We start from the raw sequence: 18,025 nt of genomic DNA, 5'->3' as shown, positions 1-18,025 counted from the left end.
GCCCGGTGCACGGCCGGACGAACGGAGGGGGTCATCGCGGGCCCGCGGCCGTGGAGGGTAGCCGGGCCACCGAGCGGAGCACGGAATCGCACTGCTCGACGGAGTACGCCCACGTCCCTTCGGTGGACGCGCGCCGACGGGCGGCGGCGCCCATCCGCAGCCGCAAGGCCGGATCGCGCAGCAGCGCCCCCAGCGCGCGGGCGGTGTCGGCCGGGTCTCCCGGCTCCGCCAGGACGCCGGTTTCCCCATCGACGATCGTTTCCTCGGTGCCCGATCCCCGGGCCACGACGGCCGGCTTCCCCGACAGCGCGGCCTCGATCACCGCGATGCCGTAGCCCTCGATGTCGCCCCGGGCCGTCTGCCGGCTCACCAGCACGAACACGTCGGCCAGGTCGTACAATCCCGGGAGGTCCTCCGCGCGCACCTCGCCAAGGAAGCGCACGTGGTCCGACACGCCCAGCGACCGGGCGAGCTCCACGAACTCCGGATGGGGGTGCGGCCGGCCCGCGACCACGTACACCAGGTCCGGGAACTCCCGCAGCAGCTGCGGCAGGGCACGAATGACCACGTCCTGGCCCTTCCGCTCCTTCACGCTCCCCACCGTCAGCAGCACGGGGCCCGGCAACAGGCCCAGGCGGCGGCGAAGCTCGCCGCCGCCGCGGCCGGGGGCGAAGACGTCGTCGTCGGCGCCGCAATGCACCACCACGCTCCGCGCGGGGTGAATGCCCATGTCGTTCATCAGGCGCTCGGTGTACCGGCTGCACAGCACGACGGCATCGGCCTGGCCAAAGGCGGCGCGGGTCATGTCGCCGCCCCGGGTTCCGCCCTGCAGGAACTCGGTGCCGTATCCCATGGCCATCCAGGGGCGGCGAAGGATCTTCGCGAGGGCCGCGCCCTGCCACACGGCCGAGTAGCCGGCCGCGACCAGCACGTCGGGGCGCCAGGCCACCGCCGCCCGGAGCGCCGAGGCGAACTGGCCCGCCATGCGCACCGACGTCCACCGCCACGACCGCTGCCGGACGACGGAGTAGGGCTGGGCGCGGTCGAAGGCCGCGGCCGCTTCCGTCCGGGCGAGCCCGTAGGGCGCCACCACCCTGACCCGCCAGCCCAGGCGGGTCAGGTGGAGGGCCATCTGGTGGGTCTGCGTTCCGATGCCGCCGGGGCCGGGGGGGAGCTCGACCGAGTACAGGAGCAGGCGCCCGGAGCCCCCCTCCGCACCCGGCGCCGGCCCATCAGGATTTCTCGGCAATGGCGTACACCGAGTGGCGGAAGTTGTCCCGCACGCTTCCCGGAAGGAGCGACAGGACGGCGCCGGCCTTGCGGCCCAGCAGCACGGGTCCGCGGTACGCGCGCTGCGAGATGTCGAAGCCCACGAACTCGCAGAAGCTCCTGACTTCGTCCCACTGGTAGATGCGGAAGTGCCCCATGTGGCCCAGCTCCTCGAGCTTCCTGAACTCGTCGAGCGCGTTCGCGTGATACGGGCGGCCCAGGAAGAACTTCAGCCGGTGCACGGGGGTGATGTGGTTCGTGCTCAGGATCATGCGCCCGCCCGGGCGCAGCACGCGGTGAATCTCCCGCAGCGCGAGCAGGGGGTTCAGCCGGAGGTGCTCCAGCGTTTCCGTGAAGAGCACCAGGTCGAACGAGCCCGACGCGAACGGAAGCGGCTCCTGCTCGATGTCGACCCGGTCCACCTCCAGGCCGTACTTGCTCCACAGCCCTCCCACGCGATCCGGGTCCAGGTCCACGCCGCGCACCCGGTACCCGAGCTCCTTGAGCAGCACCGTGAACTGGCCGGGAACGGCCCCCACCTCCAGGATGTCGCCCCCCCGCTCCGACGGGCGGAAGAAAGACAGGATGTCGAGGTACCGGCCCTCGCTGTGCTTCAGGTGGTGGAGCCACCAGGTCGCCAGGCTGGGCGCCACCAGCTTCACGTCGTCCTTCATCGCGCGCAGGATCTCGATCACCCGGGCGTCCTGCTCTCCATTCCGTGTACCGCGGTCGTGCGACCTGCTCATTGTGTGCTTCGCCTTCCGGGCCAGAGAGGTGGAGGGTGGCGCGCGAATGCTCCCGGGCGCGCCGGCCGGAAGCCCGGCCGACGCGCTGGGAGCACTCGGGTCAGATGCGCCCCTGCGTTTTCAGGAGTTTGATGCGGTCGAGGGCCTGCTGCCGCTTGGAGGGCTGCTCGCGGGTCACCGGCCGCGCGGCGAGCACCCGGGGGTCCACCGCCTGGGCCAGGACCTCGCCGTCCATCTCGGGCGGAACGGGCAGCCCCATCAGGTACAGGAGCGTGGGGGCCCAGTCCACGAGCCGCCCCGAAATCTCGCCGGCCCGCACCAGCCCCCCGGGCCCCGCCAGGATGGCGGTGGCCTGCATGCTGTGGTCTCCCGGACGCACGGTGGTGCCGCCCAGCCACCCCCCCGCCCCGATCGCGCTCGCGATGTAGTGGTCGGGGATGTAGGCGATGTACGGGGGCGCCTTGTGTGCATACGGCCCATGGTACAGGTCGGCGCCACGATACAGCTTTCCCCCGAACCGCGCAAGCGCCTCCTCGAGCGCGGCGAGCTCCGCCGCCGTCGGCTCGCCCCCGCCGCCGTGGCGGACCCAGTACCCCCCGTCGAAGTACAGCTTCGTCCGGCTCATGTCGACGTCGACGAGCCGGCGCTCGGCGGCCGGAAGCGCCGTCTGCAGGTTCCACAGCCGCCTGGGAACCAGCCCCCGCAGGCGGTTCAGGAGGCCCAGCGACTGGAGCACGCCCTTCACCCGCTCGCGGCTGAAGCCGGCGCGCCCCAGCGCCCCCGCGGCGGCGCTTTCGGGCTTCAGGTGGAGCAGGCCCAGGTCCTTGAGGATCGCGTTCAGGAACACCCGGCCCTTCAGCGGCTTCACGCCGTGGTCCGAGATCACCAGCACCAGGGTGTCGTCCCCCGCCGCCTCGAGCATCCGGCCCACGAGCAGGTCGGTTTCCTCGTACATGTCGCGCACGCGGTCGCCGGTCATGAAGTGCGAGATCACGTCGATCTCGTTCAGGACCACCATGGCGAAATCCCAGGGCTCGGCGCGCAGCAGCCGGGTGAACGCGTCGGTCTTGGCCCGGCTCACCCTCACGCCCTCGTGGTAGATCTTCTCGGTGTCGCCCGAGTACAGCAGGTCGCGGTCGATGAAGATCCGGTATCCCCGCTCCAGCAGCTCCTCCCGCAGGGCGGCCGGGTGGGTGAACGCCGACGACTCGCTCGGGGCGTCCATCCCGGAAACCATCACGCCGTCCAGCGGCTCCGGCGGGTAGGTGATGGGTGCCGCGACGACGATGCTCCGCCGGCCGTGCTCGTTCATGATGCGCCAGATCGGCTTGGCGCGCATGGACGCGGCCGTCGCGGGCTTCCTCACCGCGGCGTGGTAGTCGTCGAAGTAGCTGAGGATCCCCGTTTTCCCCGGGTTGCAGCCGCTGTAGAACACGGGCCACGCCATCGAGGTGAAGGGGGGCGTGGTGGACTCGATGGGGCCCCACGCGCCCTTTTGCATCAGCCCGCCCAGGTTCGGCAGGCGGCCCTCCTCGATCCACGGGAAGACGAACTCAGGCGTGGCGCCGTCCAGCCCGATCACGAGCAGGCGCCTGGCCGGTGGCGTGGGGCCCGCCGGCGGCAAAGAATCGTTCATGGAGGCGTAGGGGTAGTCGTGCCGAGCGCCGCCATCGCCCGATGATGAAGGATCCGGAAAACGGCGCGATCGGTTTCGAGGATGCCCTCGAACGCCCAGATGCTGCCGAACGAAACCATGAGGAAGGCGGTGAACAGCGCCAGCGCGGCGGGAAGCACGGGCAGCCCCGCCCAGGTCTCGGCGCCGGCCGCGACGGCCGCGACGGCCAGGCCCATGCAGGCGCTGGCCTTCAGGAAACCGGGCGAGAACGCGTGGATCCCCGAGGTGCGGATCAGCGACACGGTGACCAGGAGGTTGGCCGCGAGCGTCGAGACCGCCGACGCCGCGGCCGCGCCGGCCAGCCCCCAGCGCGGAACCAGGACGGGGATCAGCGCGAGGGCCACGCCGTTCGACACGACCGTGGCCCAGAGCACGCTGCGCGGGTGGCCGGTGGCGAGCAGCGTGGTGCCTCCCGGGCCCACCCAGACGCCCATGAACTGCGACGCGGCCAGGATCTGCAGGGCGATCGCCCCGTAGGCGTACTCCGGGCCGAACACCAGGATCAGCAGGGGCCCCGCCAGCACGATGAGCACGGCCGCCAGGGGAAAGGAAAGCCCCGTGAGCCAGCGCGTGACCGACGTGAAGAGCACCCGCAGCTCGTCGGAACTGGTCGACGCGTGCAGGCGCGAGCTGAGGGGAAGGAAGAGGTAGCGCATGCACGAGTAGAGCGTGCCCACGATCCCCACCAGGAGCACGGCGGCGCCGTACACGCCCACCTGCGCCGGGATCAGGAAGAGCCCCAACAGGAGCGTCACCCCCTGTGCCGCCGCCATCCGGACGATGTCGCCGCTGGCCAGGGTGCCCGAGAAGCGCAGCATCTCCCCGGCGAGCTCCCGGCGGAAGCGGCCGCCCGACAGCACCGGCGCGAGCTCCTTCCACCCGTAGGCCGCCAGGGCAACGAACTCGCCGGCGGCGGCCAGGGTGTACGCCGCCGCCACCCACAGGAAGGGAAGCCCGGCGCCCACCGCGATCGCGATCACCCCGAACTTGAGCAGGTTCCCGAACAGGGCGTCGAAGACGATGAACTCGCGGACCCGGTCGAAGCCGCGGAACGAGTTCAACAGCACCGTGTTGACGGCCACGAAGGGGATCGACAGCGCGAGCACCCGCACGTGCGGCCGCAGGTCGGGCGCCGAGAGCGCGCCGGCCACCAGGCCGGCGCCGGCGACCAGGAGCAGCGCGACCGCCACCCCGAGCAGCGCGGCGACGGCCACCCCGGCGAAGAGCACGGACCTGAGCCCGTCGCGGTTCTCCTGCCCGCGATACCGCCCGATGAAGCGCGACACGCTGTTGGTCAGCCCGAAGGCCGCGACCGACTGGCCCACCGCGACGACGCTGAGCCCCAGCGTGAGGAGCCCGAATTCGTGGGGGGTGTATTCGCGCGCCACGAGAACCCGGCCGAACATCCCGAATCCCCGCGCGATCATCGCCCCCACGATCACCAGTCCGGTGCCGCGCGCCAGGTGCGCGGCGGTTCGGGCGCGCTCCCCGGCGTTGGACGCCTCCGTCACTCGATGTAGCCGAGGCCGCGAAGGCGGTCCACCAGGTCGCCTTCTTCTTCTGCCGTCAGCCCGGCGGCGGCGCCCGCCTCCCCCGGCTCTTCATCGCCACCGGTGACTTCCTCGAGCACGAACCGGACGTACTCGTCGGCCGAGGCGAAGCCGGCCTCTCCGGCGTGCGACTGCACCCGCCCGAACAGGTCGGCGGGAATGCGCAGGGTGGCCCACTCCGGGCCGCCGCTAGAATCCATGGTCGTGGTCCTTGCCAGCTGCGAAGGAGTACAATACGACGGCGGGGGCTCGTGCCCGGGGAGTGCCCCGGGACGCGCCCCTTTCGCCGGCCGCGAATATAGCACCCCGGTCTCCGTTCGCGCCATCGGCGAACCGGCCGGAAGGTGCGCCTAGCGGGCCGAAGCGGTGGCCGCGGGGCTCCGCCCGCCCTCGGCGACGGCGCGAAGCAGCGCCGCCGTGTCGGCCACCATGCGCTCCACCCCGAAGCGCTCGGCGGTGGCCAGGGCCGCGGGACGCATCCGCTCGCGCTCGGCCGCGCTCCCCGCCAGGGCGGCCAGGGCGCCGCGCAGCGCCGCCACGTCGCGGGGGGGCACCAGGCGCCCGTTCTCGCCGTCGCGCACGATCTCGTCGGTGCCGGGCACGTCGGTGGCCACCACGGGAAGGCCCAGGCTCATCGCCTCGAGCGCGGCGTGGGGAAAGCTTTCCCAGCTCGAGTTGAGCACGAACACGTCGCATGCGGCCATGAGGGCGGCGGTCTGCCCCTTGGAGCACTGCCCGGCGAAGTACACCCGGCCGGCCACCCCGGCGGCCGCGGCCGCCGCTTCCAGCGCGCTCCGCTCCGGCCCGTCGCCCACCACCACGAAGCCCACGCCGTCCAGCGGGGCCATGGCCTCCATGATCTCGTCGACGTGCTTCCAGGGCACCAGCCGAACGGCGGTCACCAGCTTCACGGGGGTGTCCAGCGGAACCGGGGCCGGCGCGGTGCCGGAAAGCGAGGCGGTGGCGTTGTACACCACCTGCACCTTGTGCCGGGGCACGCCCCAGCGCTCCACGCCGCCGGCGGTGTACGCGCTGTTGGCGATCACCCGGTCGGCCTGCCGCACCCACCAGGCGCGCAGCGCCTTGAGCCCCTCGATCCTGGGCCCGTAGCGCGTGGCCTGGAACACCTCGTACGGGTCGCTCGTCCAGCCGTTCACCGTCGAACGCTCCCAGGCCATGTCGCCGACCACCTTGTGAACCAGCGGCGTGCTCCCCATCCGCGTGGCCAGCGTGGCCTCCATGGCGAACCCGTTGGCCAGCACCACGTCGGCGGCGCGCGCCTCGCGGGCGATGGTGCTCACCGTGCGGGCCCAGCGCGCGGGCTTGGGCATGCCCCGCGGAATGCGGATCAGCCGGAACGGGTAGTCCGCGTCGGCGGGATGGTCGAGCGTGTCGCTGGCGGTGACCACGGTCACCTGGTGCCCCTCGCCGGCCAGCCCCGCCGCCACGAGCGGAACGTAGGTTGCCGGCCCGCCGATGTCCGGGGGAAAGATCCCGGTGGTGATCACGATCTTCAATGGACCTGGCATGTCGCTCCGGTACAGGGTTCAGCAGGGCCTCAGGCGGCTCCGGCCGCCGGAACGGGGGCCGACTGCAGCCGCACGACCCTGAGCACCTCGCGAGCCGCCAGCACGCACGTGCCCACCTTCCCCGAGAAGAGGGCCACGGTGCGGTCGTCCACCCGCTGCACGATGGTGGGACGGGCGTCGGTGGCGTCCATGAGCGGCAGCACCGTGCGCACGGTGAACATGGAGCCCACGTGCTGCACGGGCGCCAGCCCTGCCAGGAACTCGGAGCCGGATTCGACGAAGCGCGCGAAGTGCGAAGCCGCCGGCGCCTCGACGACGCCGCGGTTCAGCAGCGCGCGCAGCGCCGGGGGAACCTCGGGAACCTCGCCCACGCTGGTGTGGTGGATGGCGTGGACCACGTTGCCCATCACGTGGAGCCCGCTGGTGCCCAGCGGGTCCAGGCACATGAACGGCCCGTCCATCACCACCACGCTGCGCCGGGCGTACGGGGCGGGCAGCCGCACCACCGGCTTTTCGCAGACCTCGAACTGGTAGCTCCGGAACCCGCCCGGCAGCCCCGACAGCAGCTCGTTGAGCGCGGCGTACGTGGCGATCACCCGCATGTCGAACGGGTCCAGCAGGCGCAGGGTGGCCTCGGTGCGCAGATGCACGCGCACCCCCGACTCGCGCAGCCGCGTCCGGCAAAGGGCGCGGAGCTGGTCCGGGCCGAACAGGCTTTCGCGGACGCGGAAGCAGGCCTCCACGGGGCCGCGGCGCACCACCTCGGGCCACTCGGCCCGGTACTCCAGCCCGAGCGCGTCCATGAAGCGCACGTAGTCGTCGGCCGTGACGAGCGATCCCCTGGCCGCGATGGCGTAGTAATGCTCGTAGCCGTCCATCATGGCGGGGCCGTACACCCGCCGGAAGCTGGCCTCGGACTCGCGCGACGACAGCGCCGTTTCCGGGCTGCGCGGGTAGTGGTACCCCCGGTGCAGCCGGTACTGGTTGATGCCGCTCGCGCCCGACAGCAGGTCGTCGCCGCGCTCGAAGAGTTCGACGCTGAACCCCGCGCCCGCGAGCTCCACGGCCGCGGTCACCCCGAATATGCCCCCGCCGACAACGGCCACCCGGATCCGTTTCGTCATGCTTCCTGTCCGAGTGAAAAGGCGCGGCCGGCCGGAGGCGCGGGCCGCGGAGCGCCGTGCGCGCCGGCGATCCGGGCCAGCACGGCGACGATGGCCGCGTCCAGGCGGTCCGCGCCGGGATCGTGAGCCCCGGGCGCCAGCGAGTCCAAAAACGCCCGGGCCTGGCGCAGCAGGGGCTCGCCCCCGGGGAGCGCCACGGCGGCGGGTGCCCCCCCGGCTCCGGGGCGCCAATCATAAAGGAACTCCCCATGCCAGGCAAGCACGCGCCCGGACCCCGCCACGGCGGTCAGCGCAAGGCCGCGCACGGGCGCGGCGCGGTCTACCGTGAGCACCGCGGTCCCCCCGCCGGCGAAGCCCAGCCGCACCGACAGGTAGTCGCGGGGGGTCGGCCCGCCCCCCCCGGCCAGGACCTCCACCTCGTCCGGCGCCCGTCCGAACAGCCCGAGCGCCAGCGAGACCGGGTGGGGGAACAGGTTCCACACCAGCGCCGATTCGAACGTGCCCCACTTGGACCAGTGGAAGCGCACCTCGCGCACCGGGTCGCCGGCCAGCTCCCGGGCCATCGCCGTGAAGGCCGGATGGTACAGGAACGTGTGCCCCACGAAGAGCCGGAGGCCGGCGTCCCGCGCGGCGCCTACCAGCCGCACGGCGGTTTCGGCGTCGGTCGCGAGCGGCTTTTCGACGAAGACGTGCTTTCCCGCCCGCAGCGCCGCCGCCGCCAGCTCCGCGTGGGTGGCGGGCGGGGTGGCGATCACCACCGCGTCCACCTCCGGGTCGCCGATCAGCGCCTCGGCGCTCGCCGCCAGGCGAACGCCCGGGTGGGCCGCGCCGAGCCAGGCGCGCGCCGCCGGATCGCCCCGGTTGGCGCAGGCCACGAGGTCGCCCGCCTGGGCGAACACCCTCACGAGGTTCCTTCCCCACGGCCCGAGCCCCACCACCCCCACGCGCGGCGCGGCCGCGGGCACCTGCGTCATCCCGCGGCCGCCATTCCCGGCTCCGCGGGGCGCACCGCCCGCCCGCGCAGTGCGTGGGCCCCGGAAAGCCCGAAGGCGTCCAGGATCGTGGGCGCGACGTCGCCGATGCCCAGCCCCTCGATCCGTGCTCCGTTCCCGCCACGGCCCAGGTCGCGGCCCTCGGCCATGAGGAAGATGCCGTTCCAGTCGTGGTTGGCCCCGTCGGGCCCGGTGTCGTTTTCGCGCGTATGCACCCGGCCGCCGCCCACCGTTCCCACCGAGCGCCAGAACAGGTCGCCGAAGAAGAGCAGCAGGTCGGGCGCCACGTTGTTCAGGGCCGCGTACTCCTCCGAAGGCACGACCACGCGCGTGCCGATCGGGCGCCCCTGCTCGTCGCCCAGCGCTTCCAGCTCCTCGCCGATCCGCCGGCGCACGGACTCGTACTCCGCGGGGTCCACGGCTCCCTGGGGCTCGCGCCCGCGCACGTTCAGGAACAGGCGGGCGTAGTAGCCGCCTTCGCTCCAGGCCCGGGTGCGCGGCCAGTCCACCTCCAGCTGCTCGAACTTGGTCGGCCGGTCCGGGTAGCGCTTGAGCACCAGGTATCCCTGCTGGATCAGCCATTCGTTGATGGCGATCCCGCCGTCCATCCGCTTGGCGCCGTGGTCGGAAACGATCAGCACCCGGGTGTCGTCGTCCGCGAACTCCAGGAGCCCGCCGAGCAGCTCGTCGACCCGCCTGTAGTACTGGAAGATGGCGTCCTCGAACTCGTTGGGCCCGGGATACAGCACGTGGTCCGGGTCCATGTACTGCCAGAACCCGTGGTGGATGCGGTCCGTGCCCATCTCCACCATCATGAAGAAGTCCCACTGGCGCGACCGCAGGAGGTGCCGGGCGACGGTGAACCGCTTCTCGGTCATCTCGTAGATCTGCTCCAGCAGCCACCGCTTGCGGTCGGTGCGGAACCCCCTGACGTCGACCATGTAGTCGCCCACCAGGCGGCGGATCTCGGCGCTCAGCGCGTGGGGATGCGTCCACTGCTGCGCCGCCTCGGGGGTCAGGAAGCAGGAAACCAGCTCTCCCCGCACGGGCCGCACCGGGTACGAAGGGGGCACGCCGATGACCACGGACCGTTTTCCGGCCGCGCCGAGCAGGTCCCACACCGTGGGCTCGTGCACGCTGGCCGAGGTGACCAGGGAAAGGCGCTCGTACCCGTGGTCGGCGCGGTTGCGGAACCCGTAGAAGCCGAGCTCCCCAGGGTCCTTTCCCGTGACCATCGACATCCACGCGGGCACGGTGATGGGGGGCGTGGAGCTTCTCAGGGGACCGTGCACCCCCGCCTGCAGCACCCGCCGCAGGTTGGGGAGGTGCTCCAGCCAGCGGTGGAACACGAGGTCCGGATCGGCGCAGTCGAGCCCGATCACCATCACCCTGCGCCGAGAGGTCCGGCCCGCCGATTCGTTCATTCGCGACCAGGCAAAAGAAAAAGGAAAAACGCGGCGGGCGCCCTCAGGCGCGCTGCGCCACCGACCGCACCGCGCGCTCGGGCGGGGCCGTGCTCGCCGTGGCGACGGGCCTGAGCTCCACCTCGAGCTTGAGCAGCTGCACGTCGAGCGCGCGGCAGGCCTGCCTCAGCTCCTCCATGCGCGCGGGCCGCAGCTTGCCCGTGCCGACCACGACGGTGCGGGTGCGGGTGCGGGCCACCACCCCGGCCAGCTGCTCGAAGCCGCCGACCACCGGGACCCCGTGGATCAGCCAGTTCGCCTTGCTGGCGTTGTCGTCGAGAAAGCCCACGGGGCGCAGGCGCAGTTCCGGCCGCGCGCGGAGGTGGCGCAGCACCAGTTCGCCGCCCCTCCCCGCCCCGTAGATCAGTGCCGGCGCGCCGCTCTGGTCCAGCGAGTGGCGGACGGAGTCGAGCGACCGGAACGACGCCCGCGCCCCGATGGTGAGCAGCCCCACCAGCAGCGCGTCGACGATCAGGATGCCGCGGGCGAAGTGGTCGCCCCGGAAAAAGAAGACGAGCGCCGCGGTGGTGAGCAGGCTGCCGAGGAGCGCGGCCTTGCCTAGGCGGTGCACGTCCTTGACGCTCAGGTGCTGCCACGTCCCGCGGTACACGCCCATGGTTCCGAACGCCACCGACTTGCTGACCACCGCGACGGCCAGGGTGCCCGACAGGATGGCCGCCTGGTCGGGCGGCGGCGCCCCGTCGTACCGGATCAGGTACGCGGTCGAGTACGCCACCGCGAAGAGCACGAGGTCCAGCAGCACCTCGGCGGCGCGGCGCTTGTGGAACAGGTTGGAAACGAGCAGCGTGGCCCGCGGGGGAAGCTGCCCGTCGTCGTCATACTTGTGCATTCCCCCCAGGTAGGCGGCGCACACCACCAGCCCCGCCAGGATCACCGCGCCCACCGGCAGGGCGATCGCCGCTCCCATGTTCCGCAGCACCAGCGCCGCGCCCCCGCCCACCCCCGCGACCGTGTAGAGCAGGAGCGCCGTCTGGCGCTGCGACAGCCCCATGGCCACCAGCCGGTGGCTGGTGTGGTCGCGCCCGCCCACGGAGATGGAGCGGCCGGCCAGGGTCCGCGTGACCGTCACCAGCAGGGTGTCGAGGATGGGGATCGCCACGATCAGGGCCGGGACGAAGAGCACCGAAACGATGCTCCCCGACGCCGTCGTGGGGTAGGCCGCGCCCAGCCCGGCGAGCAGCGACCCGATGAACAGGCTTCCCGAGTCGCCCATGAAGATGGACGCGGGATTGAAGTTGAAGGGCAGGAATCCCGCGACGGCGCCCGCGAGCGCCATGCACACGGCCGCCAGCGCCCACTCGCCTTCCGACGCGAACGAAAACGCCAGGACGGCGGCGGCGATCCCCGCCACCCCCACGGCGACTCCATCCATGTTGTCGAGCAGGTTCAGCGCATTGGTGAGCGCCAGGAACCAGAACACCGTCGCGAGCGCGTTGACCACGGCCCACGGGGTGAGCGGGTACACCACGCCGAGCGACACCACGATCGCGGCGGCCACCCCCTGGGCGATCAGCTTGCTCGCCGGGCGCAGCTTGAGGCGGTCGTCGACCAGGCCGACGACGAACATCAGGCTCGACGACGCCAGGACCCCCAGGTGCACGGCACCGAAGGTGCTGCGCTCGCCCGAGCCGCCCGACAGCAGGAGCGAGATCGTCATCCCGCCGACGAACGCCCCGTAGATGGCCACCCCGCCCAGCAGCGCCGTGGGCTTCTGGTGCCAGCGGTCGAGGGTGGGGTTGGCGATGATCCCCACGGCGCGCGCCCACGCGCGTACCGCGGGAGTGAGCGCCAGCGAGATCAGGAACGCGACGGCAAAGGCGAGCGCCGGGACCAGGAACGGTACACTGTGCATGGTGTGTCGGTGGCGGTCACGCCGGGTTCAGCATCCGCGACTGCCGGAACTGGATCACGGAGTCGAGGATCTCGTCGAGGTTCACCTCCGGCTCCCAGCCGATGGTGCGGCGGATCTTGTCCAGGCAAGGCACGCGGCGCGGCATGTCCTCGAAGTTTTCCTCGTACGCCACGGCGTACGGCACGTACACGATCTCCGACTTGGACTCCGTCATCTCCCTGACCCGCTCGGCCAGCCCCAGGATGCTGATCTCCTGCGTGCTGCCGATGTTGTGCACCTCGCCGACGGCGGCCTCGGCCTCCATCAGCCCGGCCAGGGCGCGCACCGAGTCGCTCACGTGCGTGAAGCAGCGGCTCTGCAGGCCGTCGCCGTACACGGTGATGGGCTCGCCCGCCAGCGCCTGCCGGACGAAGTTGGGGATGACCATGCCGTAGCGCCCCGTCTGCCGCGGCCCCACCGTGTTGAACAGGCGAACGACCACGGTGGGAAGCTGCTTTTCGCGCCAATAGGCGATGGCGAGGAACTCGTCGATGGCCTTGGAACAGGCGTAGCTCCAGCGGCCCCGGGTGGTGCACCCCATCACCAGGTCGCCGTCTTCGCGGAACGGGATCGCCGTGCTCTTGCCGTATACCTCGGAGGTCGAGGTAAGGAGCACCTTTCTCCCCTTCTTGGCGGCGACGGCCAGCAGGAGCTCCGTGCAGCGGATGTTGGTCTCGAGCGTCCTCACCGGGCTCTCGACGATCAGCTTCACCCCGACCGCCGCGGCGAGGTGGAAAACGGCGTCGGCTTCGTCCACGAGCTCGGCCAGGAGCGGCGGGTTCAGCATGTTCTCGATGACGTAGCGGAACCGCGGGTGCTCCCGCAGGTGCGCGATGTTCGACATCGACCCCGTGGACAGGTCGTCGAGAACCGTGACCCGGTGGCCCTGCGCGAGCAGCGTGTCCGCGAGGTGGCTTCCCACGAATCCCGCACCACCCGTGATGAGATAGTTCATAGCTTCGTTCTACTGGATGGAGGGCGTCAGGACGCCGCGGCTGCCTGCGCCCCTGCCGCGCCGGGGCGCCGCTGGAGGTCGCGCACGTACCAGTCGAGCGCCTCGGACAGCCCGCGCTCCACCGTGTGCGTCGGCTCGTAGCCGAGGCGCTGGCGGATGCGGGAGGTGTCGGCCTGCGAGTGCCGGACGTCGCCGGGCCGGAACGGGGCGTACTCGGGCTCGGCGGCGCCCAGTTCGGAATATTCGCGCGCCAGCTCGCCGCGGATGGCCGCGAACAGCGAGTTCAGGGTGGTGCGCCCCCCGAGGGCGACGTTATAGACCTGGTTCAGCGCCTCGCCGTCGGTGGCCGAGGCCGCCAGCAGGTTGGCCTGGACCACGTTGGCGACGTAGCAGAAGTCGCGGCTGGTCTCGCCGTCGCCGTTGATCCGGCAGGGCTTCCCCTCGAGAAGGCTTGCGACCCACAGGGGGATCACGGCGGCATAGGCCCCCTGGGGGTCCTGCCGCGGGCCGAACACGTTGAAGTAGCGCAGCCCCACCGTGTCGATTCCGTACACCCGGTGGAAAACGTCGGCGTACAGCTCGTTAACGTACTTGGAAACGGCGTACGGCGACAAGGGACGGCCGATGCGGTCCTCCGTCTTGGGGAGCGTCTGGTCGTCGCCGTAGGTGGAGCTGGAGGCGGCGTACACGAACCGCCCCACTCCCGCCTCGCGCGCGGCCTGGAGCATGTTCAGGAAGCCGGTGACGTTGGCGGAGTTCGTTTCCAGCGGGTCGTCGATGGACCGCGGCACCGAGCCGATCGCCGCCTGGTGAAGGACCACCTCGATCCCCTGGCAGGCCTTCTTGCAGGTATCCAGGTCGCGGATGTCGCCCTCGACGAAGCGAAAGAGGCCGCGCGCCTCCGGAACCTGGTCCATCGCTTCGGCCAGGTTCCGCCTGTGCCCGGTGGCGAAGTTGTCGAGCCCCACCACCCGCTGCCCCAGGCGCAGCAGGGCTTCGACCAGGTTGGACCCGATGAACCCCGCCGCGCCCGTCACCAGCCAGGTGCGTGGCTCGGCGCGGAGCCGGTCCTGCACCTCGGCGTAGCGGCTGGCGGCGGTCATCGCGCCCGCTCCACGCAGCGGACGCCTCCCAGGCCGACGGCGCCCGCCACCGCCGCGCCGGACCCGGCGGCGGAAAGAAAATACCAGTGATGACTGCTCATGTGGCGCTCAGGTCGGAAAAACGGTTTCGGAGCGACGCCGGGCCCACGCCGGGCTGGTTGCGTGGGCGGGAGGGCGGCGGGAGCGGGGCGGGTTCTCCGCCGCGAGGATGCCCGGCCGCCCGCCGGCCCCAGGGGCCGGAGCGAGCGTGCACTTCGAGGAAGATAGCCAGTCCGCGTCACCTCGCGCCAGGACGCACGCACCCTAGGCAAACTTTGGACCTGAACCACTTTCACCCCCCTCCCTCCCGCCGGGCGCCGCGCCGCGCAGCACCCCCGACCCCTCCAGATGCGCCACGATGCGCGCCACGGCCGCGTCCACCCCTTCGGCGTCGGAGCGCACCACCAGCTCGGCGGCGGTGGGCGGCTCGTACGGAGCCGTCACCCCGGTCAGGTCGTGCAGCTCGCCCCGTTCGGCGCGGGCGTACAGCCCCTTGGTGTCGCGCCGGCGCAGCTCGGGGAGCGGACAGTCCACGAACACCTCCACGAACCGCCCCTCCGGGACGAGCGACCTCGCGCGGTCGCGATCGGCGGCGAAGGGCGAAACAAAGGTGCACAGCACCAGCGCCCCCGACTCGAAGAAGAGGCGGGCCGCCTCGCCCGCGCGCCGCACGTTCTCGGCCCGGTCGGCCGGCGTGAAGCCCAGGTCGCCGCACAGCCCGTGGCGCAGCTGGTCGCCGTCCAGGAGCATGGTCTGGCAGCCCCGCGCGAACAGGTGCCGCTCCAGCGCCCGGGCGATGGTGCTCTTGCCGGCGCCGGAAAGCCCGGTCAGCCAGACCACCGCGGCGGCGTGGCCGTTGCGGGCCTCGCGCGCCTCGCGGGGGATGTTCGCCTCTTCCCACACCACCCCCGGCGAGACCGGCGGGGCGGGCGCGGGCGCGGCGGCCAGCGCTTCGGCCGACTTCACCTCGCCCCGGATCATCCCCGCCGCCACCGTGGCGTGGGTGTACGGATGCACCAGGATGAAGCTGCCCGTGGCGCGGTTCAGCGCGTACGGGTCGAAGAACACGTGCGCGGCCGCCTGAAGCTCCACCCGGCCGATGTCGTTCAGCCCCAGCGAGGCGGCGGGCTCGCGGTGAAGGGTGTCGACGTCGATGCGGTACGCCACCCGCTGCACGAAGGCGCGCACCGTGCGCGTGGTGTGCATCAGCAGGTAGGGCGTGGACGGGTCGAGCGGGCTTTCGGAAAGCCAGCAGACCAGGGCGTCGATGCGCGAGGCGGACGTGGGCAGGTTGTTGCGCCGCACGATCATGTCCCCGCGCGAAACGTCGACGTCGTCGTCGAGGGTGAGGATCACCGAATCGCCCGCCGCGCCCTCGGCCCGGGGCCCGTCGGCCGTTTCCACCGAGCGCACGCGGGTGGCGCGCCCCGACGGAAGGACCACCACCTCTTCGCCGGCCGACACCGTGCCCGACGCCACCCGCCCCGCGAACCCGCGGAAGTCCTGGTGGGGGCGCAGCACGTACTGCACGGGAAAGCGGAAGTCGACCAGGTTGCGCTCGGCTCCGACGTTTACGTTTTCCAGGTGGTGAAGGAGCGTGGCCCCCTGGTACCAGGGCATCGCGTCGCTCTTGGCGACCACGTTGTCGCCGTGCAGCGCCGACAGCGGGATGAACACCAGGTCCTTGACGTCGAGCTTCTCGGCGAACCCGCGGAATTCGGCCACGATCTCGTCGAACACGGCCTGGTCGTAGCCCACCATGTCCATCTTGTTCACCGCGACGACCACGTGCGGAATGCGCAGCAGCGAGGCGATGAACCCGTGCCGCCGCGACTGCGTCTGTGCGCCGCGGCGCGCGTCGACCAGCACGATGGCCAGGTCGGCGGTGGACGCCCCCGTGACCATGTTGCGGGTGTACTGCACGTGCCCCGGCGTGTCGGCGACGATGAACTTGCGCCTGGGCGTGGCGAAGTACCGGTACGCCACGTCGATGGTGATGTTCTGCTCGCGTTCGGCGCGCAGGCCGTCGGTGAGCAGCGCCAGGTTCAGCCCGTCGTCGCCGCGGCGGCGGCTGGCCCCTTCGAGGGCCAGGAGCTGGTCTTCGAAGATGGACTTGGTGTCGAAGAGCAGCCGGCCGATGAGCGTGCTCTTGCCGTCGTCCACGCTTCCCGCCGTGGAAACGCGAAGCAGGTCGCCCTCGCGCTGCGCCGCGCCCGGGGGGGCCGGCGCCGTCGTGGTGGCCGCGCTCAAAAGTACCCCAGCCGCTTGCGGTCTTCCATGGCCGCCTCGGAGCGCTGGTCGTCGGTGCGGGTACCGCGCTCGGTGACGCGCATGGCGGCGATCTCGTGGACGATCTGTGGCACCGTGGCCGCTTCCGAGTCGATGGCGCCGGTGCAGGTGGCGTCGCCGACGGTGCGGAAGCGCACCGTTCGCTGCTCGTATTCTTCGCCGGGCAGCAGCTGCACCCAGGGCGAGCGGGCCAGCCACTGGTCGTCGCGGCGGAACACCTCGCGGCGGTGGGCGAAGTACAGCGACGGCAGGGGAACGTCCTCGCGCTCGATGTACTGCCAGACGTCGAGCTCCGTCCAGTTGGAGAGCGGGAACACGCGGAAGTGCTCGCCGGGCGACTTGTGCCCGTTGAACAGGTTCCACAGCTCCGGCCGCTGCTCCTTGGGGTTCCACTGCCCGAACCGGTCGCGGTGCGAAAAGAACCGCTCCTTGGCGCGCGCCTTTTCCTCGTCGCGCCGCCCGCCGCCCAGCGCCGCGTCGACCCGCAGCTCCGCCAGGGCGTCGAGCAGGGTGACGGTCTGCAGGCCGTTGCGGCTGGCGCGCGGCCCCGACTCGTCGGCGCAGCGGCCCGCGTCGATGGAGTCCTGCACGCGCCTCACCAGCAGCTCCGCCCCCGCTTCGCGCACCAGCTGGTCGCGGCACTCCAGCGTTTCCGGAAAGTTGTGCCCCGTGTCCACGTGCAGCAGCGGGAACGGGAACCGCCCGGGCCAGAACGCCTTCTGGGCCAGCTTGACCATGACGATGGAGTCCTTGCCGCCCGAGAACAGCAGCACCGGCCGCTCGAACTGCGCGGCCACCTCCCGCATGATGAAGATGGCCTCGGACTCGAGCTGGTCCAGGTGCGAGCGGCGGTGGGTGGGCCGCGGCGGGGCGGCGTGCGCCGGGGGCTCCGCGGCGGCAGGCGGCCGAAGGGGTACTGCGCTGGGCATCACCTTGCGTCGTCGGTGCCTGGAAAAGCGGGATTCAGCGGTTCTGGAGCGCGCGGAGCTGCGCCCGGGCCACGGCCCCATCGGGGTCGCGGCCTGGCGCAGGCGCGGCGGGAACCCACCCCGGCTCCTCGAGCCGGGCCAGGATGCGCGCCGCGCCTTCCACGGGTGTTTCGGACTTCCCGCGGATGGTTGCTTCGGGGTGAAGCGGGGGCTCGTACGCGTCGCTGATGCCCGCGACGTCGTTGGCCAGCCCGAGCCGTGCCCGCTGGTACAGCTCGTCGGTGTCCGGCGCCTCGCACACCTCCAGCGGCGCGTCCACGAAGACCTTGAAGAAGCGCCCCGCCATCCGCCGCACCTCCCTCGCGCGCTTGGCGGAAGGGCGAGATGGACGTGGCCACCACCGCCCCCCCCGTTGCGCGACAGGAGCTTGGCAACATAACCGATCCGCCG

The 18,025-nt window shown here is 71.8% G+C and carries 15 protein-coding genes; all 15 read right to left on the bottom strand.

Annotated features, from left to right (window positions below):
• Positions 1-31: 31 nt before the first annotated feature.
• Entirely contained in the window at positions 32-1,249 is a 1,218-nt protein-coding gene (locus tag VGB24_RS24125; protein ID WP_331075490.1) for a glycosyltransferase family 4 protein, read from the bottom strand.
• The gene (locus VGB24_RS24120; RefSeq protein ID WP_331075489.1) at positions 1,233-2,015 is read right to left on the bottom strand and encodes a class I SAM-dependent methyltransferase; all 783 of its coding nucleotides are present in this window, start codon (positions 2,013-2,015) and stop codon (positions 1,233-1,235) included. Before VGB24_RS24120 ends, VGB24_RS24125 begins: the two co-directional genes overlap by 17 nt.
• Before the next feature lie 100 nt (positions 2,016-2,115).
• Positions 2,116-3,651, bottom strand: a complete 1,536-nt coding sequence (locus VGB24_RS24115; RefSeq protein WP_331075488.1) for an alkaline phosphatase family protein — start codon at positions 3,649-3,651, stop codon at positions 2,116-2,118.
• Entirely contained in the window at positions 3,648-5,201 is a 1,554-nt protein-coding gene (locus VGB24_RS24110; protein WP_331075487.1) for a flippase, read from the bottom strand. Before VGB24_RS24110 ends, VGB24_RS24115 begins: the two co-directional genes overlap by 4 nt.
• The gene (locus tag VGB24_RS24105) at positions 5,198-5,440 is read right to left on the bottom strand and encodes a hypothetical protein (RefSeq protein WP_331075486.1); all 243 of its coding nucleotides are present in this window, start codon (positions 5,438-5,440) and stop codon (positions 5,198-5,200) included. Before VGB24_RS24105 ends, VGB24_RS24110 begins: the two co-directional genes overlap by 4 nt.
• 150 nt (positions 5,441-5,590) lie before the next feature.
• Positions 5,591-6,769, bottom strand: a complete 1,179-nt coding sequence (locus VGB24_RS24100; protein WP_331075485.1) for a glycosyltransferase family 4 protein — start codon at positions 6,767-6,769, stop codon at positions 5,591-5,593.
• A gap of 29 nt (positions 6,770-6,798) precedes the next feature.
• Positions 6,799-7,893 carry an FAD-dependent oxidoreductase gene (locus tag VGB24_RS24095; RefSeq protein ID WP_331075484.1) on the bottom strand — a complete coding sequence of 365 codons (1,095 nt, stop codon included), beginning with the start codon at positions 7,891-7,893 and terminating at the stop codon, positions 6,799-6,801.
• Positions 7,890-8,867, bottom strand: a complete 978-nt coding sequence (locus VGB24_RS24090; RefSeq protein WP_331075483.1) for a Gfo/Idh/MocA family oxidoreductase — start codon at positions 8,865-8,867, stop codon at positions 7,890-7,892. Before VGB24_RS24090 ends, VGB24_RS24095 begins: the two co-directional genes overlap by 4 nt.
• A complete protein-coding gene (locus VGB24_RS24085; RefSeq protein WP_331075482.1) occupies positions 8,864-10,270 on the bottom strand; it encodes an alkaline phosphatase family protein in 1,407 nt (468 codons plus the stop codon). Before VGB24_RS24085 ends, VGB24_RS24090 begins: the two co-directional genes overlap by 4 nt.
• Before the next feature lie 82 nt (positions 10,271-10,352).
• A complete protein-coding gene (locus tag VGB24_RS24080) occupies positions 10,353-12,221 on the bottom strand; it encodes a hypothetical protein (RefSeq protein ID WP_331075481.1) in 1,869 nt (622 codons plus the stop codon).
• 16 nt (positions 12,222-12,237) lie between these two features.
• Entirely contained in the window at positions 12,238-13,215 is a 978-nt protein-coding gene (locus VGB24_RS24075) for a GDP-mannose 4,6-dehydratase (RefSeq protein WP_331075480.1), read from the bottom strand.
• Between the two features lie 26 nt (positions 13,216-13,241).
• Positions 13,242-14,318 (bottom strand): SDR family oxidoreductase, encoded by a 1,077-nt coding sequence (locus tag VGB24_RS24070; protein WP_331075479.1) that lies wholly within the window; start codon positions 14,316-14,318, stop codon positions 13,242-13,244.
• A gap of 303 nt (positions 14,319-14,621) precedes the next feature.
• On the bottom strand, positions 14,622-16,607 hold the full coding sequence (gene cysN, locus VGB24_RS24065) for a sulfate adenylyltransferase subunit CysN (RefSeq protein WP_331075478.1): 1,986 nt from the start codon (positions 16,605-16,607) through the stop codon (positions 14,622-14,624).
• Entirely contained in the window at positions 16,604-17,452 is an 849-nt protein-coding gene (gene cysD, locus VGB24_RS24060; RefSeq protein ID WP_349263951.1) for a sulfate adenylyltransferase subunit CysD, read from the bottom strand. The genes cysN and cysD overlap by 4 nt, the downstream gene beginning before the upstream one ends.
• A 157-nt stretch (positions 17,453-17,609) precedes the next feature.
• Positions 17,610-18,025: adenylyl-sulfate kinase (locus VGB24_RS24055; protein WP_331075476.1), on the bottom strand; the 416-nt coding region annotated here is incomplete at its 5' end.

This window comes from Longimicrobium sp. (genome assembly GCF_036399935.1).
Taxonomy (GTDB): Bacteria; Gemmatimonadota; Gemmatimonadetes; order Longimicrobiales; family Longimicrobiaceae; genus Longimicrobium.
The sequence above is the reverse complement of the archived record's forward strand: the minus strand, read 5'-3'. Positions and strand labels throughout refer to the sequence as shown.